19 protein-coding genes and 2 tRNA genes are annotated in these 21,255 nt (G+C 71.6%); 6 read left to right on the plus strand and 15 right to left on the minus strand.

Annotated elements, in window-relative coordinates:
• Nucleotides 1-108: 108 nt before the first annotated feature.
• Together ACZ6ZI_RS03160 and folC are read right to left on the minus strand one after the other, a co-directional pair.
• Nucleotides 109-456: a DUF4233 domain-containing protein gene (locus ACZ6ZI_RS03160; RefSeq protein ID WP_469515039.1), complete on the minus strand. Its 348-nt coding sequence runs from the start codon at nt 454-456 to the stop codon at nt 109-111.
• A gap of 7 nt (nt 457-463) precedes the next feature.
• Entirely contained in the window at nt 464-2,002 is a 1,539-nt protein-coding gene (gene folC / locus ACZ6ZI_RS03165; RefSeq protein WP_469515042.1) for a bifunctional tetrahydrofolate synthase/dihydrofolate synthase, read from the minus strand.
• A gap of 116 nt (nt 2,003-2,118) precedes the next feature.
• Between folC and ACZ6ZI_RS03170 the strand changes: the two genes are divergently transcribed.
• A complete protein-coding gene (locus ACZ6ZI_RS03170; protein WP_469515045.1) occupies nt 2,119-3,168 on the plus strand; it encodes a rod shape-determining protein in 1,050 nt (349 codons plus the stop codon).
• A gap of 9 nt (nt 3,169-3,177) precedes the next feature.
• Here ACZ6ZI_RS03170 and ACZ6ZI_RS03175 read toward each other — a convergent pair whose 3' ends face one another.
• Nucleotides 3,178-4,326, minus strand: coding sequence for a sensor histidine kinase (locus ACZ6ZI_RS03175; protein WP_469515049.1), 1,149 nt, complete (start codon nt 4,324-4,326; stop codon nt 3,178-3,180).
• Nucleotides 4,327-4,499: 173 nt separating this feature from the next.
• Between ACZ6ZI_RS03175 and ACZ6ZI_RS03180 the strand changes: the two genes are divergently transcribed.
• Nucleotides 4,500-5,081, plus strand: a complete 582-nt coding sequence (locus ACZ6ZI_RS03180) for a vitamin K epoxide reductase family protein (protein WP_469515052.1) — start codon at nt 4,500-4,502, stop codon at nt 5,079-5,081.
• Between the two features lie 85 nt (nt 5,082-5,166).
• On the opposite strand, the gene ACZ6ZI_RS03185 is transcribed toward ACZ6ZI_RS03180, so the two are convergent.
• On the minus strand, nt 5,167-7,788 hold the full coding sequence (locus ACZ6ZI_RS03185) for a valine--tRNA ligase (protein ID WP_469515055.1): 2,622 nt from the start codon (nt 7,786-7,788) through the stop codon (nt 5,167-5,169).
• Nucleotides 7,789-7,914: 126 nt separating this feature from the next.
• Here ACZ6ZI_RS03185 and ACZ6ZI_RS03190 point away from each other — a divergent pair, with 126 nt between their 5' ends.
• The gene (locus ACZ6ZI_RS03190; protein ID WP_469515059.1) at nt 7,915-8,892 is read left to right on the plus strand and encodes a hypothetical protein; all 978 of its coding nucleotides are present in this window, start codon (nt 7,915-7,917) and stop codon (nt 8,890-8,892) included.
• A gap of 68 nt (nt 8,893-8,960) precedes the next feature.
• Here ACZ6ZI_RS03190 and clpX read toward each other — a convergent pair whose 3' ends face one another.
• The 5 genes from clpX to ACZ6ZI_RS03215 all read right to left on the minus strand — a co-directional run bounded on the left by clpX (nt 8,961) and on the right by ACZ6ZI_RS03215 (nt 13,669).
• Entirely contained in the window at nt 8,961-10,247 is a 1,287-nt protein-coding gene (gene clpX, locus ACZ6ZI_RS03195) for an ATP-dependent Clp protease ATP-binding subunit ClpX (RefSeq protein ID WP_030229634.1), read from the minus strand.
• A 154-nt stretch (nt 10,248-10,401) separates the two neighbouring features.
• The gene (locus ACZ6ZI_RS03200; protein WP_363054304.1) at nt 10,402-11,070 is read right to left on the minus strand and encodes an ATP-dependent Clp protease proteolytic subunit; all 669 of its coding nucleotides are present in this window, start codon (nt 11,068-11,070) and stop codon (nt 10,402-10,404) included.
• A 55-nt stretch (nt 11,071-11,125) separates the two neighbouring features.
• The gene (locus tag ACZ6ZI_RS03205; RefSeq protein ID WP_030649990.1) at nt 11,126-11,743 is read right to left on the minus strand and encodes an ATP-dependent Clp protease proteolytic subunit; all 618 of its coding nucleotides are present in this window, start codon (nt 11,741-11,743) and stop codon (nt 11,126-11,128) included.
• Nucleotides 11,744-12,018: 275 nt separating this feature from the next.
• On the minus strand, nt 12,019-13,413 hold the full coding sequence (tig, locus tag ACZ6ZI_RS03210; RefSeq protein ID WP_469515064.1) for a trigger factor: 1,395 nt from the start codon (nt 13,411-13,413) through the stop codon (nt 12,019-12,021).
• Between the two features lie 179 nt (nt 13,414-13,592).
• Nucleotides 13,593-13,669: transfer RNA gene (locus ACZ6ZI_RS03215), tRNA-Pro, on the minus strand.
• 178 nt (nt 13,670-13,847) lie between these two features.
• Between ACZ6ZI_RS03215 and ACZ6ZI_RS03220 the strand changes: the two genes are divergently transcribed.
• Nucleotides 13,848-13,918 (plus strand) — tRNA-Gly (locus tag ACZ6ZI_RS03220).
• 123 nt (nt 13,919-14,041) lie between these two features.
• Here ACZ6ZI_RS03220 and ACZ6ZI_RS03225 read toward each other — a convergent pair.
• The 3 genes from ACZ6ZI_RS03225 to ACZ6ZI_RS03235 form a co-directional block, all read right to left on the minus strand.
• A complete protein-coding gene (locus ACZ6ZI_RS03225; RefSeq protein ID WP_469515068.1) occupies nt 14,042-14,236 on the minus strand; it encodes a hypothetical protein in 195 nt (64 codons plus the stop codon).
• Between the two features lie 188 nt (nt 14,237-14,424).
• On the minus strand, nt 14,425-14,880 hold the full coding sequence (locus ACZ6ZI_RS03230) for an HD domain-containing protein (RefSeq protein ID WP_469515071.1): 456 nt from the start codon (nt 14,878-14,880) through the stop codon (nt 14,425-14,427).
• Nucleotides 14,877-16,265 (minus strand): pyridoxal phosphate-dependent decarboxylase family protein, encoded by a 1,389-nt coding sequence (locus ACZ6ZI_RS03235; protein ID WP_469515073.1) that lies wholly within the window; start codon nt 16,263-16,265, stop codon nt 14,877-14,879. The genes ACZ6ZI_RS03230 and ACZ6ZI_RS03235 overlap by 4 nt, the downstream gene beginning before the upstream one ends.
• A 262-nt stretch (nt 16,266-16,527) precedes the next feature.
• Between ACZ6ZI_RS03235 and ACZ6ZI_RS03240 the strand changes: the two genes are divergently transcribed.
• The gene (locus tag ACZ6ZI_RS03240; protein WP_469515077.1) at nt 16,528-16,914 is read left to right on the plus strand and encodes a DUF4232 domain-containing protein; all 387 of its coding nucleotides are present in this window, start codon (nt 16,528-16,530) and stop codon (nt 16,912-16,914) included.
• A 24-nt stretch (nt 16,915-16,938) separates the two neighbouring features.
• Here the strand turns inward: ACZ6ZI_RS03240 and ACZ6ZI_RS03245 are convergent, their stop codons facing one another.
• Nucleotides 16,939-17,724: an ABC transporter ATP-binding protein gene (locus tag ACZ6ZI_RS03245; RefSeq protein WP_469515079.1), complete on the minus strand. Its 786-nt coding sequence runs from the start codon at nt 17,722-17,724 to the stop codon at nt 16,939-16,941.
• A gap of 119 nt (nt 17,725-17,843) precedes the next feature.
• Nucleotides 17,844-18,986, minus strand: coding sequence for a SpoIIE family protein phosphatase (locus ACZ6ZI_RS03250; protein WP_469515082.1), 1,143 nt, complete (start codon nt 18,984-18,986; stop codon nt 17,844-17,846).
• A gap of 117 nt (nt 18,987-19,103) precedes the next feature.
• Between ACZ6ZI_RS03250 and ACZ6ZI_RS03255 the strand changes: the two genes are divergently transcribed.
• Nucleotides 19,104-20,339 carry a GNAT family N-acetyltransferase gene (locus tag ACZ6ZI_RS03255; RefSeq protein WP_469515087.1) on the plus strand — a complete coding sequence of 412 codons (1,236 nt, stop codon included), beginning with the start codon at nt 19,104-19,106 and terminating at the stop codon, nt 20,337-20,339.
• 90 nt (nt 20,340-20,429) lie between these two features.
• Here the strand turns inward: ACZ6ZI_RS03255 and ACZ6ZI_RS03260 are convergent, their stop codons facing one another.
• Nucleotides 20,430-21,236: an Fpg/Nei family DNA glycosylase gene (locus ACZ6ZI_RS03260; protein ID WP_363054314.1), complete on the minus strand. Its 807-nt coding sequence runs from the start codon at nt 21,234-21,236 to the stop codon at nt 20,430-20,432.
• Between the last annotated feature and the right edge of the window lie 19 nt (nt 21,237-21,255).

A 21,255-nucleotide genomic window follows, 5' to 3' on the forward strand; every position in this document is an offset into this window, starting at 1 on the left:
AGCACGCCCAATACGGCGAGCACGAGGGCAAGCCCGGGTCACCCCCGCCAAGGCGGGGAGCGCGTCGGCCGGGGCAAGTCAAGCACCCGGACGACGCGGCACACCAGGTCAGGCCTGAGCCTCGCCCTGCGCCGCCGCCCAGCGGGCCTTGATCGCGTCGATCCTGCGGCCGTAGTGCACCGAGCACCACCACAGGGCCGCGAAGACCCCGCCCAGGAAGAACATCGTGGGCACCACGAAGCCGCTGGCGATCAGACCGATCTGCAGGGCCCAGCCCAGCTGCACCGCGCCGGGGCGCGAGAGCATCCCGCACAGCAGCACCGACAGCAGCATGGTCACACCGCAGACGGTCCACACCTGGGCCTGGGTCAGGTCCGGGTTCTTCATGGCCACCAGGCCCGCGAAACCGATGACGAAGAATTCACCGATCAGCGTGCTCGCGCAGAGCGTGCGCATCGATCCCTCAGCCCCTCTTGAACAGCAGGCGGGCCTCGCCCACCGTGATCACGGAACCGGTCACCAGAACGCCGGCCCCTCCGTATTCGGCCTCTTCCTCCGCCAGGGTGATCGCCGCCTCCAGGGCGTCGTCCAGGCGCGGTTCCACCTGCACCCGGTCGGGCCCGAAGACCTCCACCGCGACGGCCGCCAGCTCGTCCGCCGACAGCGCGCGGTGGCTGGAGTTCTCCGTGACGACGACCTCCGCGAAGATCGGCTCGAAGGCCTCCAGGACGCCCTTGACGTCCTTGCCCTCGCTCGCCGCCACCACGCCGATCAGTCGGCTGAAGCCGAAGGACTCGGTCACCGCGTCGGCGGTCACCCGGGCTCCCGCCGGGTTGTGGGCGGCGTCCAGGACCACGGTCGGGCTGCGGCGCACGACCTCCATGCGGCCCGGCGAGGTCACCGAGGCGAACGCCCGGCGCACCGTCTCCACGTCCAGCTCCCGCGCGTGCTCCGCGCCGACGCCGAAGAAGGCCTCCACGGCCGCCAGCGCCACCGCCGCGTTGTGCGCCATGTGGGCCCCGTACAGCGGCAGGAAGATGCCGTCGTACTCGCCGCCGACCCCGCGCAGGGTCAGCATCTGCCCGCCGACCGCGACCTCGCGGGAGACCACGCCGAACTCCATGCCCTCACGGGCCACCGTCGCGTCCACCTCGACGGCCTTCTTCAGCAGCACCTGCGCCGCGTCCACCGGCTGCTGCGCCAGGATCACGGTGGCGTCCTGCTTGATGATGCCGCCCTTCTCCCCCGCGATCTCACCGGGCGTGGAGCCGAGCCGGTCGGTGTGGTCGAGGCTGATCGGGGTGATCACCGCGACAGAGGCGTCGATCACGTTCGTGGCGTCCCAGCTGCCGCCCATGCCGACCTCGATGACGGCCGCGTCGACGGGGGCGTCGGCGAAGGCCGCGTAGGCCATGCCGGTCAGCACCTCGAAGAACGACAGCCGGTACTCCTCGGCGGCGTCGACCATCTCCACGTACGGCTTGACGTCGTGGTACGTCTCGACGAAGCGCTCGGGGTCGATCGGCAGCCCGTCGAGGCTGATCCGCTCGGTGATCGACTGCACGTGCGGGCTCGTGTAGCGGCCGGTGCGCAGGTCGAAGGCGTTCAGCAGGGCCTCGATCATGCGGGCGGTGCTGGTCTTGCCGTTGGTGCCGGTGACGTGGATCGTCGGGTACGCGCGCTGCGGCTCGCCCAGGACGTCCATCAGGGCGGCGATGCGGCTGACCGAGGGTTCGAGCTTGGTCTCGCCCCAACGGGTCGCGAGCTCCTGCTCCACCTCCAGCAGCGCCTTGGCCACCTCCGGGTCCTCGGGGCGGGACGGCACCGGGTCGCCCGCGGGCGGTCCGGCCTGGGCGCGCAGGGTGCGGCTGCCGGCCTCGATCACCGCCAGGTCGGGGTCGCGGTCGGATTCCTCCGCCACTATCTGGTCGAACTCGTCGAAGGAGTCGGCGAGGTGGTCGACGTCGTCGCGGTCGTGGCTCTCGGGCTGCTGCTCACTCACGCACCCAGTCTACGGACGAGGACCCCAGGGACTTTCGACCCGGCCGTTTCGGGACGTTCGGCGCACACCGCGACCTGATCGTTATGCAAGCCTTGCGGCAGGAGATTGGGGAACAAATGCCGCAGGCCAGTACCACCGCGTCCGCTTCCAGCCGCGACATAGGCATCGATCTGGGGACCGCCAACACCCTCGTCTACGCCCGTGGACACGGGATCGTCCTCAATGAGCCGTCCGTGGTGGCGGTCAAGGCCGGCACCACCACCGCCCTCGCCGTCGGGACCGAGGCCAAGGAGACCATCGGCCGCACCCCCGGCTCCATCACCGCGATCCGTCCCCTGAAGGACGGGGTGATCTGCGACTACGAGGCGGCCGAGGAGATGATCCGGCACTTCGTCCGCAAGGCCGTGCCCGGCCGGCGGCCCCGCACCCGCATGGTGATCTGCGTGCCCTCCGGGGTGACCCCCGTCGAGCGGAGGGCGATCATCCACGCCTCCACCCGGGCCGGGGCCAAGACCGTCCACCTGATCGAGGAGCCCATGGCCGCGGCGATCGGCGCCGGGCTGCCGGTGGCCGAGGCCCGCGGATCGATGGTGGTCGACATCGGCGGCGGGACCTCCGAGGTGGCCGTCATCTCGCTGGGCGGCATCGTCACCTCCCAGTCGCTGCGGGTCGGCGGCGACCGCCTCGACGCGGCGATCATCGACCACGTCCGCAAGGAGCACGCGCTGCTCATCGGGGAGCGCACCGCCGAGGACGTGAAGATCGCCATCGGTTCGGCGTGGCCCGTACCCGACCGGCCCGAGTGGGAGACCCGCACCTTCACCGTGCGCGGCCGCGAGAAGGTCGGCGGCATGCCGAAGACCCTGGAGCTGACCGCGGCCGACGTCCGCAGCGCACTCGACGAGCCCGTCGAGGCCATCATCGCCGCCGTCCGCGCCACCCTGGAGGAGTGCCCGCCGGAGCTGTCCGGCGACGTGATGGAGCACGGCATCGTCCTGACCGGCGGCGGCGCGCTGCTGCCCGGCCTCGACCTGCGCATCGCCTCCGCCACCGGCATCCCCGTCTTCGTCGCGGACGCCCCGCTGGACTGCGTGGCCCTCGGCTCGGGCCGCTGCGTGGAGGACTTCGACTCCCTCACCTCCCTGCTGGCGCCGGGCCGGGTCTGAGACCCGCCCTCAGCCGCGCGGCACGACGGCGATGACCACGTACGCGTCCTGCGTACGGGTCGCCGTCAGCGTGCCGCCGAGGCTGCTCACGCGCTCCGACATGCTCGCCGTGCCCGAACCCGCCGAGACCGGGGCCAGGGCCGGCGCCCGGGCCGGGAGGGCGTTGCTGACGGCGATCCGCAGCCGGGGCCCCTCGGCGCAGATCGACACGTCGATGGTCTCCCCGTGGGCGTGCTTGGCGGCGTTCGTCAGGCACTCCTGCACCACGCGGTAGACCGCGGCCTGCCGCAGCGGCGACAGTCCGTGCGCCTCGGGGTCCATCACGAGCCGGACGGGCGAGCCGGCCCGGCCGCTCTCCTCCGCGAGGGCCGTCAGCCCCTCCACGCCGGGGGTCGAGGCACGCTCCCCGCGCTGCACGATGATCTCGTTCAGCACCAGGTGCGCCCGGCGCGCGGTGTCGGCCAGCTCCTCGAAGTCCTTCGCGTACGCCGTCTCGCGCGCGCGCATCGACAGCACCTCGGAGCGCACGGTCAGCAGGGTCAGCTCGCGCCCGACGAAGTCGTGGACGTCCCGGGCGACCGAGGTGCGCTCCTGCTCCACCGCCCCGCGCACCGCCGACTCCGCCTGCCGGGCCTCCAGCTCGCGCACCAGGTCGTGGCGGAAGGCGGCGACCCCGACGAAGGAGGCGAGGACCCCGATCGGCACGACCAGGCTGAGGAAGGAGCTGAGGCTGGCGGCCCTCGGTTCGGGCCAGCCGGGCACGCTGAAGACGCCGAGCGCGAAGGCGACGTAGCCGAGGGTGGCGACGATCGCGGCCCGGCGGCCGCGGTAGCGCCCGACGGAGTAGAGGGCGAACTGGACCAGGGTCAGCTCGTGCAGCCAGCCGATGAAGAGCAGGGCCGTGAGGAACGCGGGCCAGGGCGTGTGGCGTCGCACCAGCAGGGTCGCGCAGCCGGCCGCCAGCACCAGCGCGGCGGTCCAACCGCCGAGCGAGTTGTCGGCGGCGGCGAGCCCGGGCAGGTCCAGGGCCATCAGGCCCAGGCAGCTCAGGGCCGTGAGGACGTCCTGGGCCCGGGGCGAGTCGGCCCAGCCCTCGGCCATCCGGCGGCCGGCGGCCACCGCCCGGTGGTACGCCGACAGGACGGGCTTGACGTGCATGCCCACCATCATCCGTGGTCCGGGGCCCGGATCGGATCAGCATGTCGGACATATGAAGTGATATGCGGCACTCCGCTTGGGTCGAACGTCTCCCCCGGACCGGGTCGGACGCCCCGCGGACCCGCGACCTTCCGCCCTGGGACGGCCCGCGCCGCGCCCGTAGCGTCACGGGAATGACCCCCGCCGCGCCGCACGCCACCCCCGACACCGGCGAGGACCGGCGCACCGGCCTGCTCCTGCTCGTCGGCGGCCTCCTCGGCACCCTGGCCTCCGGCGCCCTCACGTACGAGCACCTGCGCTCCCTCGCGGACCCCGCCTTCGTCCCGGGGTGCGACGTCAACGCGGTCATCGGCTGCGGCGACGTGATGACCACCTGGCAGGGCAACCTCCTCGGCTTCCCCAACATGCTCCTCGGCCTCGCCGGCTTCGCCGCGCTCGCCGCACTCGGCGCGGCCCTCGCGGCGGGGGCGGCGCTCCCCCGCCTCCTGTGGCGCGCGCTGTGGACCGGCCTCGCGGCGGGCTTCGCGTTCACGGCGTGGCTGATCGGCCAGTGCCTGTACGAGATCGGCGCGCTGTGCCCGTGGTGCGCCCTGGTGTGGGCGGTGGTGATCCCGCTTTTCTGGTACGTCACCCGCCGGCTGTCCGCCCCCGGCTCCCCGCTGCGCGCCCTGCCCCACTGGCTGGTGCCGCTGACCCTGTACGCGGTCGTGGCCATCCTGGTCGTGACCCGCTTCGGGGGCCGGCTCCTGGCCTGAGCCCGCCGTACGGACACGCGGAAGGCCCCCGCCCCGTCGACGTGCGACGGTGCGGGGGCCTCGGCCTTCTTGGCGGACCGGTCGGTCAGGCCGCGGGGAGCGCGTCCAGCTGGGCCTGGATCCGGGCGATGTCGGCCTCGGCCTTGGCGAGCCGACCCTTGATCTTGTCCACGACGTTGTCGGGGGCCTTGGCCAGGAAGGCCTCGTTCCCCAGCTTCGCCTCGGCCTGCTGCTTCTCCTTCTCGGCGGCGCCGAGGTCCTTGGAGAGGCGCTTGCGCTCGGCGGCCACGTCGATGGTGCCGGACAGGTCCAGCGCGACCGTGGCCCCGCCGACGGGCAGGGTCGCCGTCGCGTTGAACTCCTCGCCCTCCGGCTGGAGGCGCAGCAGCTGACGGATGGCGCCCTCGTGCGCGGCCAGCGTCGTACCGGCCAGGTCCAGGCGGGCCGGGACCTTCTGGCCGGGCTGGAGGCCCTGGTCGGCGCGGAAGCGGCGGACCTCGGTGACGACGGCCTGGAGGTTCTCGATCTCGGCCTCGGCGGCCTCGTCGCGGAAGCCGCTGTCCTTCGGCCAGTCGGCGACCACCAGGGACTCGCCGCCGGTCAGCGTGGTCCACAGCGTCTCGGTGACGAAGGGGACCACCGGGTGCAGCAGGCGCAGGGTGGTGTCCAGGACCTCGCCGAGGACGCGGCCGGAGACCCGGGCGCCCTCGCCGCCCGCGAAGAAGGTGGTCTTCGACAGCTCGACGTACCAGTCGAAGACCTCGTCCCACGCGAAGTGGTAGAGGGCCTCGCTGAGCTTCGAGAACTGGAAGTCCTCGTAGTACGCGTCGACCTGCGCGACGGTCTTGTTCAACCGGGACAGGATCCAGCGGTCGGTCGCCGACATCTCCTCGGGGGCCGGCAGCTCGCCCTCGACGCTGGCGCCGTTCATCAGCGCGAAGCGGGTGGCGTTCCAGATCTTGTTGGCGAAGTTGCGGGACGCCTGGACCCAGTCCTCGCCGATCGGGACGTCGGTGCCGGGGTTGGCGCCCTTGGCCAGGGTGAAGCGGACGGCGTCGGAGCCGTACTTGTCCATCCAGTCCAGCGGGTCGACGACGTTGCCGAAGGACTTCGACATCTTCTTGCCGCGCTCGTCACGGACCAGACCGGTCAGCGCGATCGTCTTGAAGGGGACCTCGCCGTCCATGGCGTACAGGCCGAACATCATCATCCGGGCGACCCAGAAGAAGATGATGTCGTGGCCGGTGACCAGGACGTCCGTGGAGTAGAACTTCTCCAGGTCCGGGGTCTTCTCCGGCCAGCCGAGGGTGGAGAACGGCCACAGGCCGGAGGAGAACCAGGTGTCGAGGACGTCCGTGTCCTGGGTCCAGCCCTCGCCGGTGGGCGCCTCGTCGTCCGGTCCGACGCAGACGACCTCGCCGTCCGGGCCGTACCAGACCGGGATGCGGTGGCCCCACCACAGCTGGCGCGAGATGCACCAGTCGTTGAGGTTGTCGACCCAGTCGAAGTAGCGCTTCTCCATCTCCTGCGGGTGGATCGTGACCCGGCCGTCGCGGACCGCGTCACCGGCGGCCTTGGCGAGGGTCTCGACCTTGACCCACCACTGGAGGGACAGGCGCGGCTCGACGGTGGTGCTGCACCGCGAGCAGTGCCCGACGGAGTGCAGGTAGGGGCGCTTCTCCGCGACGATGCGGCCCTGCTCGCGCAGGGCGCCGACGACGGCGCTGCGGGCCTCGAAGCGGTCCAGGCCCAGGAAGGGGCCGTGGACGGTGATGACGCCGCGCTCGTCCATGATCGTCATGGACGGCAGGTCGTGGCGCTGGCCGATGGCGAAGTCGTTCGGGTCGTGGGCGGGCGTCACCTTGACGCAGCCCGTGCCGAACTCGGGGTCGACGTGCGTGTCCGCGACGACCGGGATCGAACGGTCGGTCAGCGGCAGCTTGATGAGCCGGCCGATCAGGTGCTTGTAGCGCTCGTCGTCCGGGTGGACGGCGATGGCCGTGTCACCGAGCATCGTCTCGGCGCGGGTCGTCGCGACGACCAGGGTGTCCTCGCCCTCGCCATACGTGATCGAGACCAGCTCGCCCGCGTCCTCCTGGTACTCCACCTCGATGTCCGAGATGGCCGTCAGACAGCGGGGGCACCAGTTGATGATGCGCTCGGCGCGGTAGATCAGCTCGTCGTCGTAGAGCTTCTTGAAGATCGTCTGGACGGCCTCGGAGAGACCCTCGTCCATGGTGAAGCGCTCGCGCGACCAGTCGACGCCGTCGCCGAGCCGGCGCATCTGGCCGAGGATCTTGCCGCCGTACTCTTCCTTCCACTGCCAGACGCGCTCGACGAACTCCTCGCGGCCCAGGTCGTGGCGGGACTTGCCCTCCTCGGCGAGCTGCTGCTCGACCTTGTTCTGGGTCGCGATGCCGGCGTGGTCCATGCCGGGCAGCCACAGGGCCTCGTAACCCTGCATGCGCTTGCGGCGGGTCAGGGCGTCCATCAGCGTGTGCTGGAAGGCGTGGCCCAGGTGGAGGGAACCGGTGACGTTCGGCGGCGGGATGACGATCGTGTACGGGGGCTTCTCGCTCGCCGGGTCGGCGGTGAAGTAGCCACGCTCCACCCAGCGCTCGTAGAGCTTCCCCTCTACCTCGGCCGGCGCGTACTGGGTCGGCAGTTCGGAGTCGGGGGCGCTGGGTGTCTGCGTGTTCTCGGTCACGGGCACAGTTTAGAGGCGTAACGGTCCGGTACTGAAACCGGTAAACCGGGGGCCCGGCTCCCTCGGCGCCAGGGCGTTCCGCCAGGATGTGAGGAACGAATAAGCAACCTCACAGGGGGACGCGGGATGAGTTACAACCAGCCGGGCCCGTACGGGCAGCAGCCGCAGCAGCCGGGTCCCTACGGGCAGCAGCCCCCGCCCCCGAACCCGTACGGGCAGCAGCAGCCGCAGCCCGGCTACGGATACCCCCAGCAGGCCCCGCCGGGCGTCCCGCCGCAGGGCTACCCCCAGCAGCCCCCACAGCCCGGCTACCCGCAGCAGCCCCCGCCGCCGCCCGGCTACCCCCAGCAGCCGCAGCAGCCCTCCTACGGCTACCAGCAGCCGGCCACGCCCCCGTACGGCGGCGGCGCCGTGCCCCCGCAGGACCCGCCGAAGAAGTCGAAGACCGGGCTCGTCATCGGCGCGGTCGTGGCCATCGCGGCCATCGGCGGCGGCGCCTGGTACTTCCTCGGTGCCGGGGACCCCGTCTCGGAGGACACCAAGGGCTACAAGCTGGTCGCCCCGGAGTCGGTGGGCGAGTTCCAGAAGAACCCGAAGTACCAGGAAACCCCGATGACCGACGAGGAGAAGAAGCAGACCAAGGCCGCGGGCGTCAACGACGCCGCGAAGGTGGAGATGAGCTACACCACCGGCGACCCGAAGAACCCCCTGACCACGAAGGCCATCAACCTCACGGGTTACTGGGGCTCGCTCGGCAGCCCGGAGAAGTCGGTGGACGCGTACTTCGCCGCGCTCAAGCTGAGCCTCGCGAAGAACGACAAGGTGACGGTCGAGACCGCGGGCACCCCCGCGGAGTTCACCCCCAACGGCTTCAAGGGCGCCGTGATGAAGTGCCAGGAGTTCAAGTTCATCTCCAAGGACACGGCAGCCAAGGGACCGAAGGAATCGGTCGTTCCCGTCTGTGTCTGGGCCGACTACAGCACCCTCGTCTCGGTCAGCGCCTCGGACGCGGGCGCCATCCTCACCGGCAAGCCGGGCTACACCCTGGCGCAGGCCTCGGACTTCGCCGCGAAGCTCTACAACACGGCCCGCGTCAAGAAGTAGCGGTCCCGCACACGCGAGAGGGGCGCCCCGGACATCGTCCGGGGCGCCCCTCTCGTTGCGTGCTCGGGTTACGCCGACTTCTCGTGCGGGCCCTGGTCCTTGGGGACGATGCGGGGGACGAGCGTCGGGTTGACGTTGGAGCGGACCACGTCGGCGGTGATGACCACGCGGGCCACGTCCTTGCGGGACGGGACCTCGTACATCACCGACATGAGGACCTCCTCCATGATGGCGCGCAGACCGCGCGCGCCCGTCTGGCGCAGGATCGCCTGGTCGGCGATGGCTTCGAGGGCCTCGCGCTCGAAGTCCAGCTCGACGCCGTCGAGTTCGAACAGCCGCTGGTACTGCTTCACCAGCGCGTTGCGCGGCTCGACGAGGATCTGGAGCAGGGCCTCGCGGTCCAGGTTGTGCACCGAGGTCAGGACGGGGAGGCGGCCGATGAACTCGGGGATCATCCCGAACTTCACCAGGTCCTCCGGCATGACCTCCTGGAACTGGTCGCTCGCCTCGATCTCGCGCTTCGAGCGGATCGTCGCCCCGAAGCCGATGCCCTTGGCGCCCGCACGCGACTCGATGATCTTCTCCAGGCCGGCGAAGGCGCCGCCCACGATGAAGAGCACGTTCGTCGTGTCGATCTGGATGAACTCCTGGTGCGGGTGCTTGCGTCCGCCCTGCGGGGGCACCGACGCGGTCGTGCCCTCCAGGATCTTCAACAGGGCCTGCTGGACGCCCTCGCCGCTCACGTCGCGCGTGATCGACGGGTTCTCGCTCTTGCGGGCGACCTTGTCGATCTCGTCGATGTAGATGATCCCGGTCTCGGCCTTCTTGACGTCGTAGTCGGCCGCCTGGATCAGCTTGAGCAGGATGTTCTCGACGTCCTCGCCGACGTAGCCGGCCTCCGTCAGCGCCGTCGCGTCCGCGATGGCGAACGGGACGTTCAGCATGCGCGCCAGCGTCTGCGCGAGCAGGGTCTTGCCGGAGCCCGTCGGGCCCAGCAGCAGGATGTTGGACTTCGCGAGCTCGATCGCGTCGTCACGGCCCTGCGCGCCGCCGTTCTCGCCGGCCTGGACGCGCTTGTAGTGGTTGTAGACCGCCACGGAGAGCGCCTTCTTCGCCGGCTCCTGGCCGACGACGTAGCTCTCCAGGAACTCGTAGATCTCACGGGGCTTGGGGAGTTCCTCCCACCGGACCTCGGAGGTCTCCGCGAGTTCCTCTTCGATGATCTCGTTGCAGAGGTCGATGCACTCGTCGCAGATGTACACACCGGGTCCTGCGATGAGCTTCTTCACCTGCTTCTGGCTCTTCCCGCAGAACGAGCACTTGAGCAGGTCGCCGCCGTCACCGATGCGTGCCACGAGGTGCTTCCCCTTCGCCTGGGAGACGCCTGGTTCAGCGCTCCTGGTGCCTCATATCCGACGGTACCTTGCCGGGGGCCCCGTGCGGGGCCCCCTTGACGTGGTTCACATCGCCGAAATGCGACAGCGAGCCCACGCCGACTGGTGGCAAGGATCAGAGCGCGTTGCTCTTGCGGGTGGAGATGATCTGGTCGATCAGGCCGTACGCGAGCGCGTCCTCGGCCGTGAGGATCTTGTCGCGCTCGATGTCCTCGCGGATCTTCTCGATCGGCGTGGTCGAGTGCTTGGCCAGCATGCTCTCCAGCTGGTCGCGCATGCGCAGGATCTCGTTGGCCGCGATCTCCAGGTCGGAGAGCTGCTCGCGGCCGGTGCCGCCCGAGGGCTGGTGGATCAGCACGCGGGCGTTCGGCAGGGCCATGCGCTTGCCGGGGGTGCCGGCGGCCAGCAGGACGGCGGCCGCGGAGGCGGCCTGGCCCATGCAGACCGTCTGGACGTCCGGCTTCACGAACTGCATCGTGTCGTAGATGGCCGTCAGCGCGGTGAAGGAACCACCGGGGCTGTTGATGTAGATCGAGATGTCGCGGTCCGGGTCCATCGACTCCAGGCACAGCAGCTGCGCCATGACGTCGTTGGCCGAGGCGTCGTCGATCTGGACGCCGAGGAAGATCACGCGCTCCTCGAAGAGCTTCGCGTACGGGTCGTACTCGCGCACGCCCTGCGAGGTGCGCTCGACGAAGCGCGGAATCACGTAGCGGTTGTCCACCTGCGGGCCGGAGTAGAGGCCGCTCGCGGAGAAGTTGTTCTGCATCTGGGTGTTCACCATCCTGGTGGCGTTCTGCGGGCTGTCGGCTGACGGGTACTGACGGTGGGTACCGGGATCAGGCCCCGGTGCCGCCGCCGCCCGGAACGTTGGACGCTGCCGAGATGATCTCGTCGATGAGGCCGTACTCCTTGGCCTCCTCGGAGGTGAACCAACGGTCGCGGTCACCGTCGCGGATGATCGCCTCGACGGTCTGGCCCGAGTGGAACGCGGTGATCTCGGCCATCCGCTGCTTGGTGCGCAGCAGGTACTGGGCCTGGATCTTGATGTCCGACGCGGTGCCACCGATGCCGGCGGAGCCCTGGTGCATCAGGATGTCGGTGTTCGGCAGGGCGAAGCGCTTGCCCTTGGCGCCACCGGTGAGCAGGAACTGGCCCATCGAGGCCGCCATGCCCATACCGATGGTGACGACGTCGTTGGGGATGTACTGCATGGTGTCGTAGACGGCCATGCCGGCCGTCACGGAGCCACCGGGGCTGTTGATGTACAGGTAGATGTCCTTCTCCGGCTCGGCGGCCAGGAGGAGGAGCTGCGCCGTGATCTTGTTCGCGATGTCGTCGTCGACCTGCTGGCCGAGGAAGATGATGCGCTCGCCGAGCAGCCGGTTGTAGACATGGTCGCCGAGGCCGCCACCGATGGACGGCTCACCCGCGGCGTAAGGCTTCAGATTCGTCACGTATCCACCTGCTCGTCTCCGACGGCCACATGCCGTCTCAGCGTCTCGTTCTGGGGCGCGGACCCACCGATGGTGCGAAGCACTCCGGCTTCGGGTACTCCCGTGCCCTCGTATTCATGGACCCTAACGCGCAGGTAGGACAACGCCATCCCGCTTCCCGAACTGTTCGCTCGGAGCGCAAGCTCCACCCGCCCTCCGGCGGATGTGCGGAAGGGCCCGGACGCGGTCGCGTCCGGGCCCTTCCCGGCACTGCTCAGTGGGCTTCGCCCGGGCTGTTACTTGGCCTCGTCGGCCTTGGCCTCGGCGTCACCCTCGACGGCGGCCTCGACGACCTCGGCGGCCGTCTCGGTCTCGTCCTCGTCGTCGGAGAGGTCGATGACCTCACCGTTGGTGTCGACGACCTTGGCCTTCTCCACGACGACCGCGAGGGCCTTGCCGCGGGCGACCTCGCCGACGAGCATCGGGACCTGGCCACCCTCGACGACCGCCTGGGCGAACTGGTCGGGGGACATGCCGGAGGACTGCGCGCGGCGCATGAGGTGCTCGGTGAGCTCCTCCTGGTTGACGCCCAGCTTCTCCTGGTTGACCAGCGCGTCGAGGACGAACTGGGTCTTGATGCCCTTGACGGCCTGCTCGGACGTCTCGGCGTCGAACTCCTCGACCGTCTTGCCCTGGATCTCCAGGAACTTCGCCAGGTCCAGGCCCATCTGGCCGAGCTGGTGGTGCTCCAGGTTGTGCTTGCGGGTCTGGACCTCGTCCGCGAGGAGCTTCTCGGGGATCGGGACCTCGACGAGCTCCAGGAGCTTCTCCAGGACGCGCTCCTGGGCCTGGGTGGCCTGGTCGTACTGCTTCATGTTCTCGAGGCGCTTGCGGCTGTCGGCCTTCAGCTCGTCGAGGGTGTCGAACTCGCTCGCCATCTGGGCGAACTCGTCGTCCAGCTCCGGCAGCTCACGGGCGGAGACCTTGGTGACCTTGACGGTGACCTCGGCGTCCTTGCCCTCGGCGGAGCCGCCCTTCAGCTGGGAGGTGAAGGTGGCCTCGCCACCGGCCTCCAGGCCCTTGACGGCCTCGTCGATGCCGTCGAGGAGCTCGCCCGAGCCGATGGTGTAGGAGACGTCGGAAGCGACGCCGTCCTCCAGCACCTCGCCGTCGACCTTGGCCTCCAGGTCGATGGTGACGACGTCACCGTCGGCGGCGGCGCGCTCGACGTCCTTGGTGGACGCGAAGCGGCCGCGCAGCTGCTCGACGGACTTCTCGACGTCCTCGTCCGAGACCTCGACCGCGTCGACCTCGACCTCGATGCCGGAGTAGTCCGGGATCTCGATCTCGGGGCGGACGTCGACCTCGGCGGTGAAGGAGAGCAGCTCGCCGTCCTTCAGCTCCGTGATGTCGACCTCGGGCTGGCCCAGCGGGTTCAGGTCGGCCTCGTTGACCGCCTCGGTGTAGAACTTCGGGAGGGCGTCGTTGACGGCCTCCTCCAGCACCGCACCGCGGCCGAAGCGCTGGTCGATGACGCGCGCGGGGATCTTGCCCTTGCGGAAGCCCTTCACCGTGACCTGCTGGTTGATCTTCTTGTACGCCGCGTCGAGGCTGTCCTTGAGCTCCTCGAAGGGCACCTCAACAGTGAGCCGAACCCGAGTCGGGTTCAGGGTCTCCACGGCGCTCTTCACGGTTCGGTCTCCTTGTGGCTGACTGCTTGGGGTTCTGCCGCATCGCTGCGATTCAGCGGTTCGGCGGATTCGGCCCGGTCCATCAGACACACGGGCACGCAGCTTGCATAGTAACCGCAAGCGGCAATCAGCCCACAACGCGATCTTCGTGAGGGATCCCGTGAGGGGGTACTGCTGGATGGTCGGGGTGGCCGGATTCGAACCGACGACCTTCCGCTCCCAAAGCGGACGCGCTACCAAGCTGCGCCACACCCCGTCGGTGCGACACGTAGGGTACATGCCCGGAGACCCTCCGACGCCCCCGGTTTTCCGGGCGGGCGCGGGCGGCCGGCGCGCGGAGCCCGGCGCGGCGCCGAAAGGGGTGTGCACTCCCCCGGCGCGACCCGCTAGGATGCTGTTCGTGCCGCGGTCCCCGGACCTGCGGCGCACGCGTTGCGGGTGTAGCTCAATGGTAGAGCCCTAGTCTTCCAAACTAGCTACGCGGGTTCGATTCCCGTCACCCGCTCTCGACGGCTCGGGGCCAGGTCGGAGGAGAATTCCTCCACCTGGCCCCGACGCGTTTCCCGGCGTGTTCGCGGGGCCGCGCCGCCGGGTCGCCGCGGCGTCGGACCGCCGGACCGCCGGACCGCTAGAGCTTGATGCCGGCAATGGTGTCCGCGAGGGAGTTCAGGAAGCGGTTCACGTCCGGGGCGATGGAACTGGACGCCAGGAAGAACCCGAAGAGCACCGCGACGAGGGCCGGGCCGGCCTTGATGTGCTTGCCGCGGATCAGGATCACCAGGATGATCGCCAACAGAACCACCACTGACAGCGAAATGGCCACTACTGATCACACCTTCGGTCGTCCCCTGGCCGGCCCGGGGCGTACGTCCGTGCGCATCCCCATACGCACCATCCTCCCACCAACACGCCCCCGCTATCCGTCTCGTGACGAATCACCGTCGTTTCGGGCACGTCAACCGCGCCTGAAATTGCAGCATTTCGGGCATGCGGGACGGAGCGGGGGGTGCGTCAGGGGGTGGTGATCCCCAGGAGCGCGCGGACGTGGGCGTACTTCGCGGTCAGCCGCTCGCGGGTGGGGGCGTCGAGTACGGACAGCCGTACGGGGTCCGCGTTGTGCGCGAGGTCGGCCTCCTTGACCAGGACGGCGCCCGGGGTGGCGAGGATCCGGGCCGCGTAGGCCTCCAGCGGTTCTCCGGGGCGTTTGGTCAGGGCCCCGACCATCGCCTTGACCTCCTCGGGCAGGGCCGCCGCGGCCAGCCACCCGGGGGTCAGGGCCTCGTCCTCGATGGCGTCGTGCAGCCAGGCGGCGGCCTGCTGCCCGGGGCTGCCGCCGCGCAGCCGGACGCCTTCGGCGACGGCCGCGAGGTGCTCGGCGTAGGGCCGGCCGGCCTTGTCCGTCTGGCCCTCGTGCGCCGCGCGGGCGAGGGCCTCGACCTCGGTGAGGGTCAGGGGGTGGTCCGTCATGCGAGCTCCTTCGCCGCCGTACGCAGGGCTTCGGCGACCCGGTGCGCGTCCGCCCGCGTGGTGCGCCAGTTGGAGAACGCGGCCCGCAGCGCGGGGGTTCCCCCGTACACCGTAGGGGTCAGGAAGACCTCGGGCTCGACCGCCCGGCGCAGGGCGGCCAGGCGTTCGGTGGTGGGGGCCTCGGCGAGGGTGAAGCAGACGACGTTGAGGCGGACCGGGGCGAGCAGGCGCAGGGCGGGGTCGCGGTCGAGGGCGGCGCCGAGCGCGCGGGCGCAGTCGACGTCCCGTTCGACGATCTCCCGGTGGCCCTCGCGGCCGTAGGCGCGCAGCGTGAACCAGGCGGCGAGGGCGCGCAGGCGGTGGGAGTTCTCGGGGGTGAGGTGGACCAGGTCGGGGTTGTCGCCGAGGGGGCCGAGGTAGGCGGCGGAGTTCTGGAAGACGCGGGCCTGGAGGTCGCGCCGGCGGGTGAACTGGACGGCGCTGTCGTAGGGGACGTTCAGCCACTTGTGCAGGTCGACGCAGAGGGAGTCGGAGGCGTCGAGGCCGGCGGCGAGGTGGGCGTGCTCCGGGGAGAGGGCGGCGAAGGCCCCGAAGGCGGCGTCGGTGTGGAGCCAGAAGTCGTGGCGCTCGCGCAGGGCGGCGAGGGCGGGCAGGTCGTCGAAGTCGACGGTGTTGACGGTGCCGGCGTTGGCGACGACGACGGCCGGGCCGGGCGTGTCGGCGAGCGCCCGGTCCAGGGCGGCGGGGTCGACGGCCTCGCGGCCGGGGAGGGTCGGGACGGGGACGAGGCAGGCGCGGCCGAGGCCGAGGACGGAGAGGGCCTTGGCGATGGAGGAGTGCGGGGCGCCGGACAGGACGCGGACGCGGCCGAGGGCGCCGACGCCCTCCTCGGCGACGCGGACCCCGAGGCGTTCGCCGAGCCATTCGCGGGCGATGGCGAGGCCGGTGGTGTTGGACATCGTGGCGCCGCTGACGAAGGTGCCGTCGTGGGCTTCGGAGAGGCCGAAGAGTGCGCGCAGCCAGCCGACCGTCTCGCGTTCGAGGTCCTGGCCCGCGCCGTCGAGGGCGGAGTTGGAGTTCTGGTCGTGGGCGGCGGTCAGCCAGTCCCCCGCGAGGGCGGCGGGGGTGGCTCCGCCGGTGACGAAGCCGAGGTAGCGGGGACCGGCGGAGGCCGACAGGCGCGGGGCCCAGCGGGAGGCGAAGGCGGCGAGGGCCGCCTCGGTGCCGACGCCGTGCTCGGGGAGCGGTTCGGGGTCCGGGAGCGGGGAGGCGGGCGGCACGACGGGGCGGGAGTCGAGGCCGGCGAGGGTGGCGCCGGCGGCGCGGCGGGTGGCGTCGAGGAGTTCGGGCAGGCGCGCGAGGTCGGCGGCGAGGGTGCGGTCCATGGCCGCACGGTAGAGGCGCGGCGGGGTCCGGGAACGGGCCAATCGCGTCGCAGTGGCCCGTTCGGCGTTCCAGGGCCTTCGGATGATCACAAGAGTACGGAGCCAGGTGCGCGGGGGCGGCGCGGCGGCCGGGGGCCCGCTGCCGGCGGCCCTGGTCGGGTGCGGGACGACGGTGACGCCCGGGGCCGCTGGCCGGGCCGGCCCGGCCAGCCCGGAGGGGCCGGAGGGGCCGGAGGGGCCGGAGGGGCCGGGGAACGCGGCGATGGGGCTGCGGGTGGCCGACTTCCGGCTGATCGACTGTGGGAGCGGCGACCACGTGCTGAACGGGTACCCGGAGATCCGGCTGCTGGACGGGCAGGGGCGCCCCGTGGAGGTCCATGTGGGGCACGGCACGAACGGCGTGACGATCATGGACGCCTTCGACGCACCGCCCCGGAAGGTGACGCTCCGCCCGGGGCAGGCGGCGTCGGTGGGGCTGGTGTGGCGGAACACGGTCACGGAGGTGTCGACGCCGCCCGCCGAGGGACGGGTGCTGGAGCTGACCCCGAAGCCGGGCGCCCCGCGCCTGCGCCTGCCGCTCGCGAGCCCCGTGGACCTCGGCACCACCGGCCGGCTGGGCCTGAGCGCCTGGACGGCGGTGTCCCCCTGAGCCCCACCGCGCCGGGGCCGCGGCCTACGCCGTCGTGAGCGCGGTCATGCGGGAGGCGACGGCCAGGGCCGTGCTGCGCGGGATGCGGTCGGCGATGAGGCCGTCGGCGAGGAACAGCACCTGGTCGGCGTGGGCGGCGGCGGCCGGGTCGTGGGTGACCATGACGACGGTGGCGCCGAGGGAGTCGACGGCGTCCCGCAGCAGACCGAGGACCTCGCCCGCGGTGGTGGTGTCGAGGGCGCCGGTGGGCTCGTCGGCGAAGACCACGTCGGGTCGAGTGACCAGGGCCCGGGCGATGGCGACCCGCTGCTGCTGACCGCCGGAGAGTTCGGCGGGGCGGCGCCGGCCCTTGCCGTCGAGGCCCACGCGGGCCAGCAGTTCGGCGACGCGGGCGCGGTCCTGGCGCCCGCCGCCGAGCCGTACGGGCAGCAGCACGTTCTGCTCGACGGTCAGCGAGGGCATCAGGTTGAAGGCCTGGAAGACGAAGCCGAGGCGGCTGCGGCGCAGCTCGGTGAGCTGGTTCTCGTTCATGCCGGTGAGTTCGGTGCCGCCCAGGCGCACGGAGCCCTCGGTGGGGAGGTCGAGTCCGGCGGCGCACTGGAGGAACGTGGACTTGCCGGAGCCAGAGGGGCCCATCACGGCGGTGAAGCTGCCGCGCGGGAGGGCGATGTCGATCCCGCGCAGGGCGTGGACGGCCGTGGCGCCGCGCCCGTAGACGCGTCGGACGCCGCGCAGTTCGACGGCGGGTGTGCCGTGGGGGTCCGTCGAGTGTTCGCCGTCCCGCTGTCGCCGCTCGCGCCGGAACCCCATGGTGTGCCGCCTTCCCTGCCGGAGCCGTTGTCGTGTGCGCAGACGACGCTACGGAGCCCCGGCGGCGCCGGCCATGGTGCGGACCGGCGGACCGGGGTGGGGCAAACCCCACCCCGCGGTCAGGGGGAGCGGCGGATCAGGAGCAGGGCGCGGTCGTCGTTGACGTCCTTGGCCACCTTCTCGATGAGGTGCCAGGCGGCGCCCTCCCAGCCGGCGGCGACGTAGCGGTCGGCTTCGCCGGTGAGCCGGTCGATGCCCTCGCTGATCTCGCGGTCGGCGGTCTCGACGAGGCCGTCGGTGAAGAGCATCAGGACGTCTCCGCGCCGCAGGTTGCCGCGGGCGGGCTCGAACTCGGCGCCGTCGTAGACGCCGAGGAGGGGGCCCTCGCCGGAGACCTCCTGCCAGCGGCCGGTGCCGGCGGAGAGCTGGAGGGCGGGGAGGTGACCGGCGGAGAGGAGTTCGTAGTCGCCGGTCTCCAGGTCGAGGACGAGGTGGATGGAGGTGGCGAAGCCCTCGTCCCAGTCCTGGCGCAGGAGGTAGCCGTTGGCGGCGGGCAGGAACCCGTGCGGGGGCAGGGCGCCGAGCAGGCCGCCGAAGGCCCCGGAGAGCAGCAGGGCGCGGGAGCCGGCTTCCATGCCCTTGCCGGAGACGTCGGTGAGGACGATCTCCAGGGTGCGGCCGCCGCCGGTGCGGGCGGCGACGACGAAGTCCCCGGAGAAGGACTGGCCGCCGGCGGGGCGCAGGGCCATCTCGCGGTGCCAGCCGCGCGGCAGGGCGGGGAGCTTGCTCTGGACGCGGATGCGTTCGCGGAGGTCGAAGAGCATGGTGCCGCCGCGCCGCCAGGGGACGCCGACGCGGCTGCGGAACTGGGCGATGACCAGCCCGAAGAAGCCGCAGGCGGCCACCACGAGCACGGTGCCGGGGGTGACCCGGGCGGGCCCTTGGGTGTACGGGCCGAGGACGAGGGCCTCGATGATCAGGGCGGTGGCGGAGGCGGCGTAGAGGGCGAGGAGGCTGGCGGGCCGCAACAGCAGTCCGCCCGCCACGATGGGCAGGACCAGGGCCGACGGGGAGAACCAGACGGGCAGCATCAGGGTGCCGCAGGCGAGGGCGGGCACGGTCAGGAGCAGGCCGACGAAGGCGAGCCAGTCGGAGGCGTCGCCGCGGAAGTAGTCGACGGCGGATTTGCGCAGGGCGGTGCGGGCCCGGTGCGACATCATGCGCGCCCGGGCCGTGAGCGTCTCCACGCGTGCTCCGGCCATTGCTTCGGGACCCTATCCATCCAGGCTGTGTGCGCGCAGGGGTACCCCCGGACCTCGGGGTGTTCGGGGATCGAAAACCTTTCGACCGGGACGTATTGCCCTGGTAGGTATGACCTTATGGCTCTTGATACGCGTGTATTGCAGGGTGATGAGTGGGATGCCTGGTACGACCATCTGGAACTGGCGTTCGGTGGCGTGCCCGAGAGTCCCGAGGAGCGGGCGCTCTACCGGTCGCTGACCGAGCCGGAACGTTCGCTCGGCGTCTGGGACGGGGAGACCTGCGTCGGCTCGGCCGGCGCCTTCAGCTTCCGGCTCTCGGTACCGGGCGGGGCCCTGGTGCCGGCGGCGGGCGTGACGATGGTGGGGGTCGCCCCCACCCACCGCAGGCGGGGCGTGCTGACCTCGCTGATGCGCCGCCAGTTGGACGACGTCCGCGCGGGTGGCGAACCGCTCGCCGTGCTGACGGCCTCGGAGCCGGAGATCTACGGCCGCTTCGGGTACGGGATCGGCGCGTACGGGATGTCCTTCGACGTCGACACCACCCGTGTGCGGCTGTCCGTGCCGCCGGGCACGGACGCGGTGCGGATCCGGCTGGTGGACCCGCGCAAGTCGCTGGCCGACTGCGAGCGGGTCTACGCGGCGCTGCCGGCGACCCGGCCGGGCATGACGGCCCGGCAGCCGGGCTGGGAGCAGCAGGGGCTGCTGGACCCCGAGGGGAGCCGCGGCGGCGCGTCGCCGCTGAAGTGCGTGGTGGCGGAGGGGGCGGACGGGGAGGTCGTCGGGTACGCCCGCTACCGGGTGAAGCCGGACTGGGAGCAGAGCGGTTCGGACGGCAAGGTCGTGGTGAGCGAGGTGAACGCGCTGGACCCGGTCTCGTACGCGGCTCTGTGGCGCTACCTCTTCGAGATCGACCTGACCTGGCACGTCCAGGCCTACGGGCGGCCCGTGGACGATCCGCTGCTGCACCTGGTCAGTGACGTCCGCCGGGCGGTGCCCCGCACGCGGGACGCGCTGCACGTCCGGCCGGTGGACCTGCCGGCGGCGCTCGCGGCGCGGTCCTACGCGGGCCCGCTGGACGTGGTGCTGGAGGTCGAGGACGCCTTCTGCCCGTGGAACACGGGCCGGTGGCACCTGGTCGCCGACGCCGACGGGACCGCGCGGTGCGAGCCGACGCGGGAGCGCGCGGAGCTGGAGCTCTCGGTGCGGGAGCTGGGTTCGGCGTACCTGGGCGGGATCACCCTGGCCTCCCTCGGGGCGGCCGGCCGGGTGCGGGAGTTGCGATCGGGCGCCCTGGCGCGGGCCTCGCGGGCCTTCGCCTGGGACGTGGCCCCCTGGCTGCCGCACGGGTTCTGACGGGCCCCTCGGCCGCCGGCCGGGCGGTCCGGCGGCCGGTCCGGTCGGTGGTCCGGCGGCCGGTCCGGCCGGTGGTGCGCGCCGCGCGGGTCAGCGGTGCTGGCAGGCGGGGCACCAGAAGAGGTTGCGGGCGGCGAGATCGGCGGTGCGGATCTCGCCCCCGCAGAGGTGACAGGGCAGGTTCGCCCTGCGGTAGACGTACACCTCCCCGCCGTGGTCGTCCACCCTCGGCGGGCGTCCCATGGCCTCGGGGAGGTGCTCGTCGCGGACGGTGTCGATGCGGTTGTGGCGCACGCCCTCGCGCATCAGTGCCGCCAGGTCCGCCCACATGGCGTCCCATTCGGCGCGGGTGACGTCCCTGCCGGCCCGGTAGGGGTCGATGCCGTGTCGGAAGAGGACCTCGGCGCGGTAGACGTTGCCGATGCCGGAGACGACCTTCTGGTCCATGAGGAGGGCGGCGATGGTGGTGCGGGAGCGGGAGATCCGCTTCCAGGCGCGGTCGGGGTCGTCGGCCGGGCGCAGCGGGTCGGGGCCGAGCCTGTCGTGTATCGCCTTCTTCTCGCCCTCGCCGAGCAGGGCGCAGGCGGTGGGGCCGCGCAGGTCGGCGTAGTGGTCCTCGTTCAGCAGGCGCAGGCGGACGGTGTCCGCGGCCGGCGGGGCGGGGGCCGGTCCGAAGCCGAGCTTGCCGAAGAGGCCGAGGTGGATGTGGATCCAGGCGTCGCCCAGTTCCAGGAAGAGGTGCTTGCCGTGCGCCTCGGCGCTCTCCAGCGTGCGTCCGTCGAGCAGGGCGGCGCTGTCGGCGAAGCGGCCCTGGGGGCTGGTGACGCGTACGGCCCGTCCGACGAACCGCTCGGTGTGGTCCTGGGCGAGGCGGTGGATCGTATGCCCTTCGGGCACGGCGGCGCTCCTGGTCTGT

It is taken from the genome of Streptomyces sp. NPDC103540 (genome assembly GCF_055584445.1).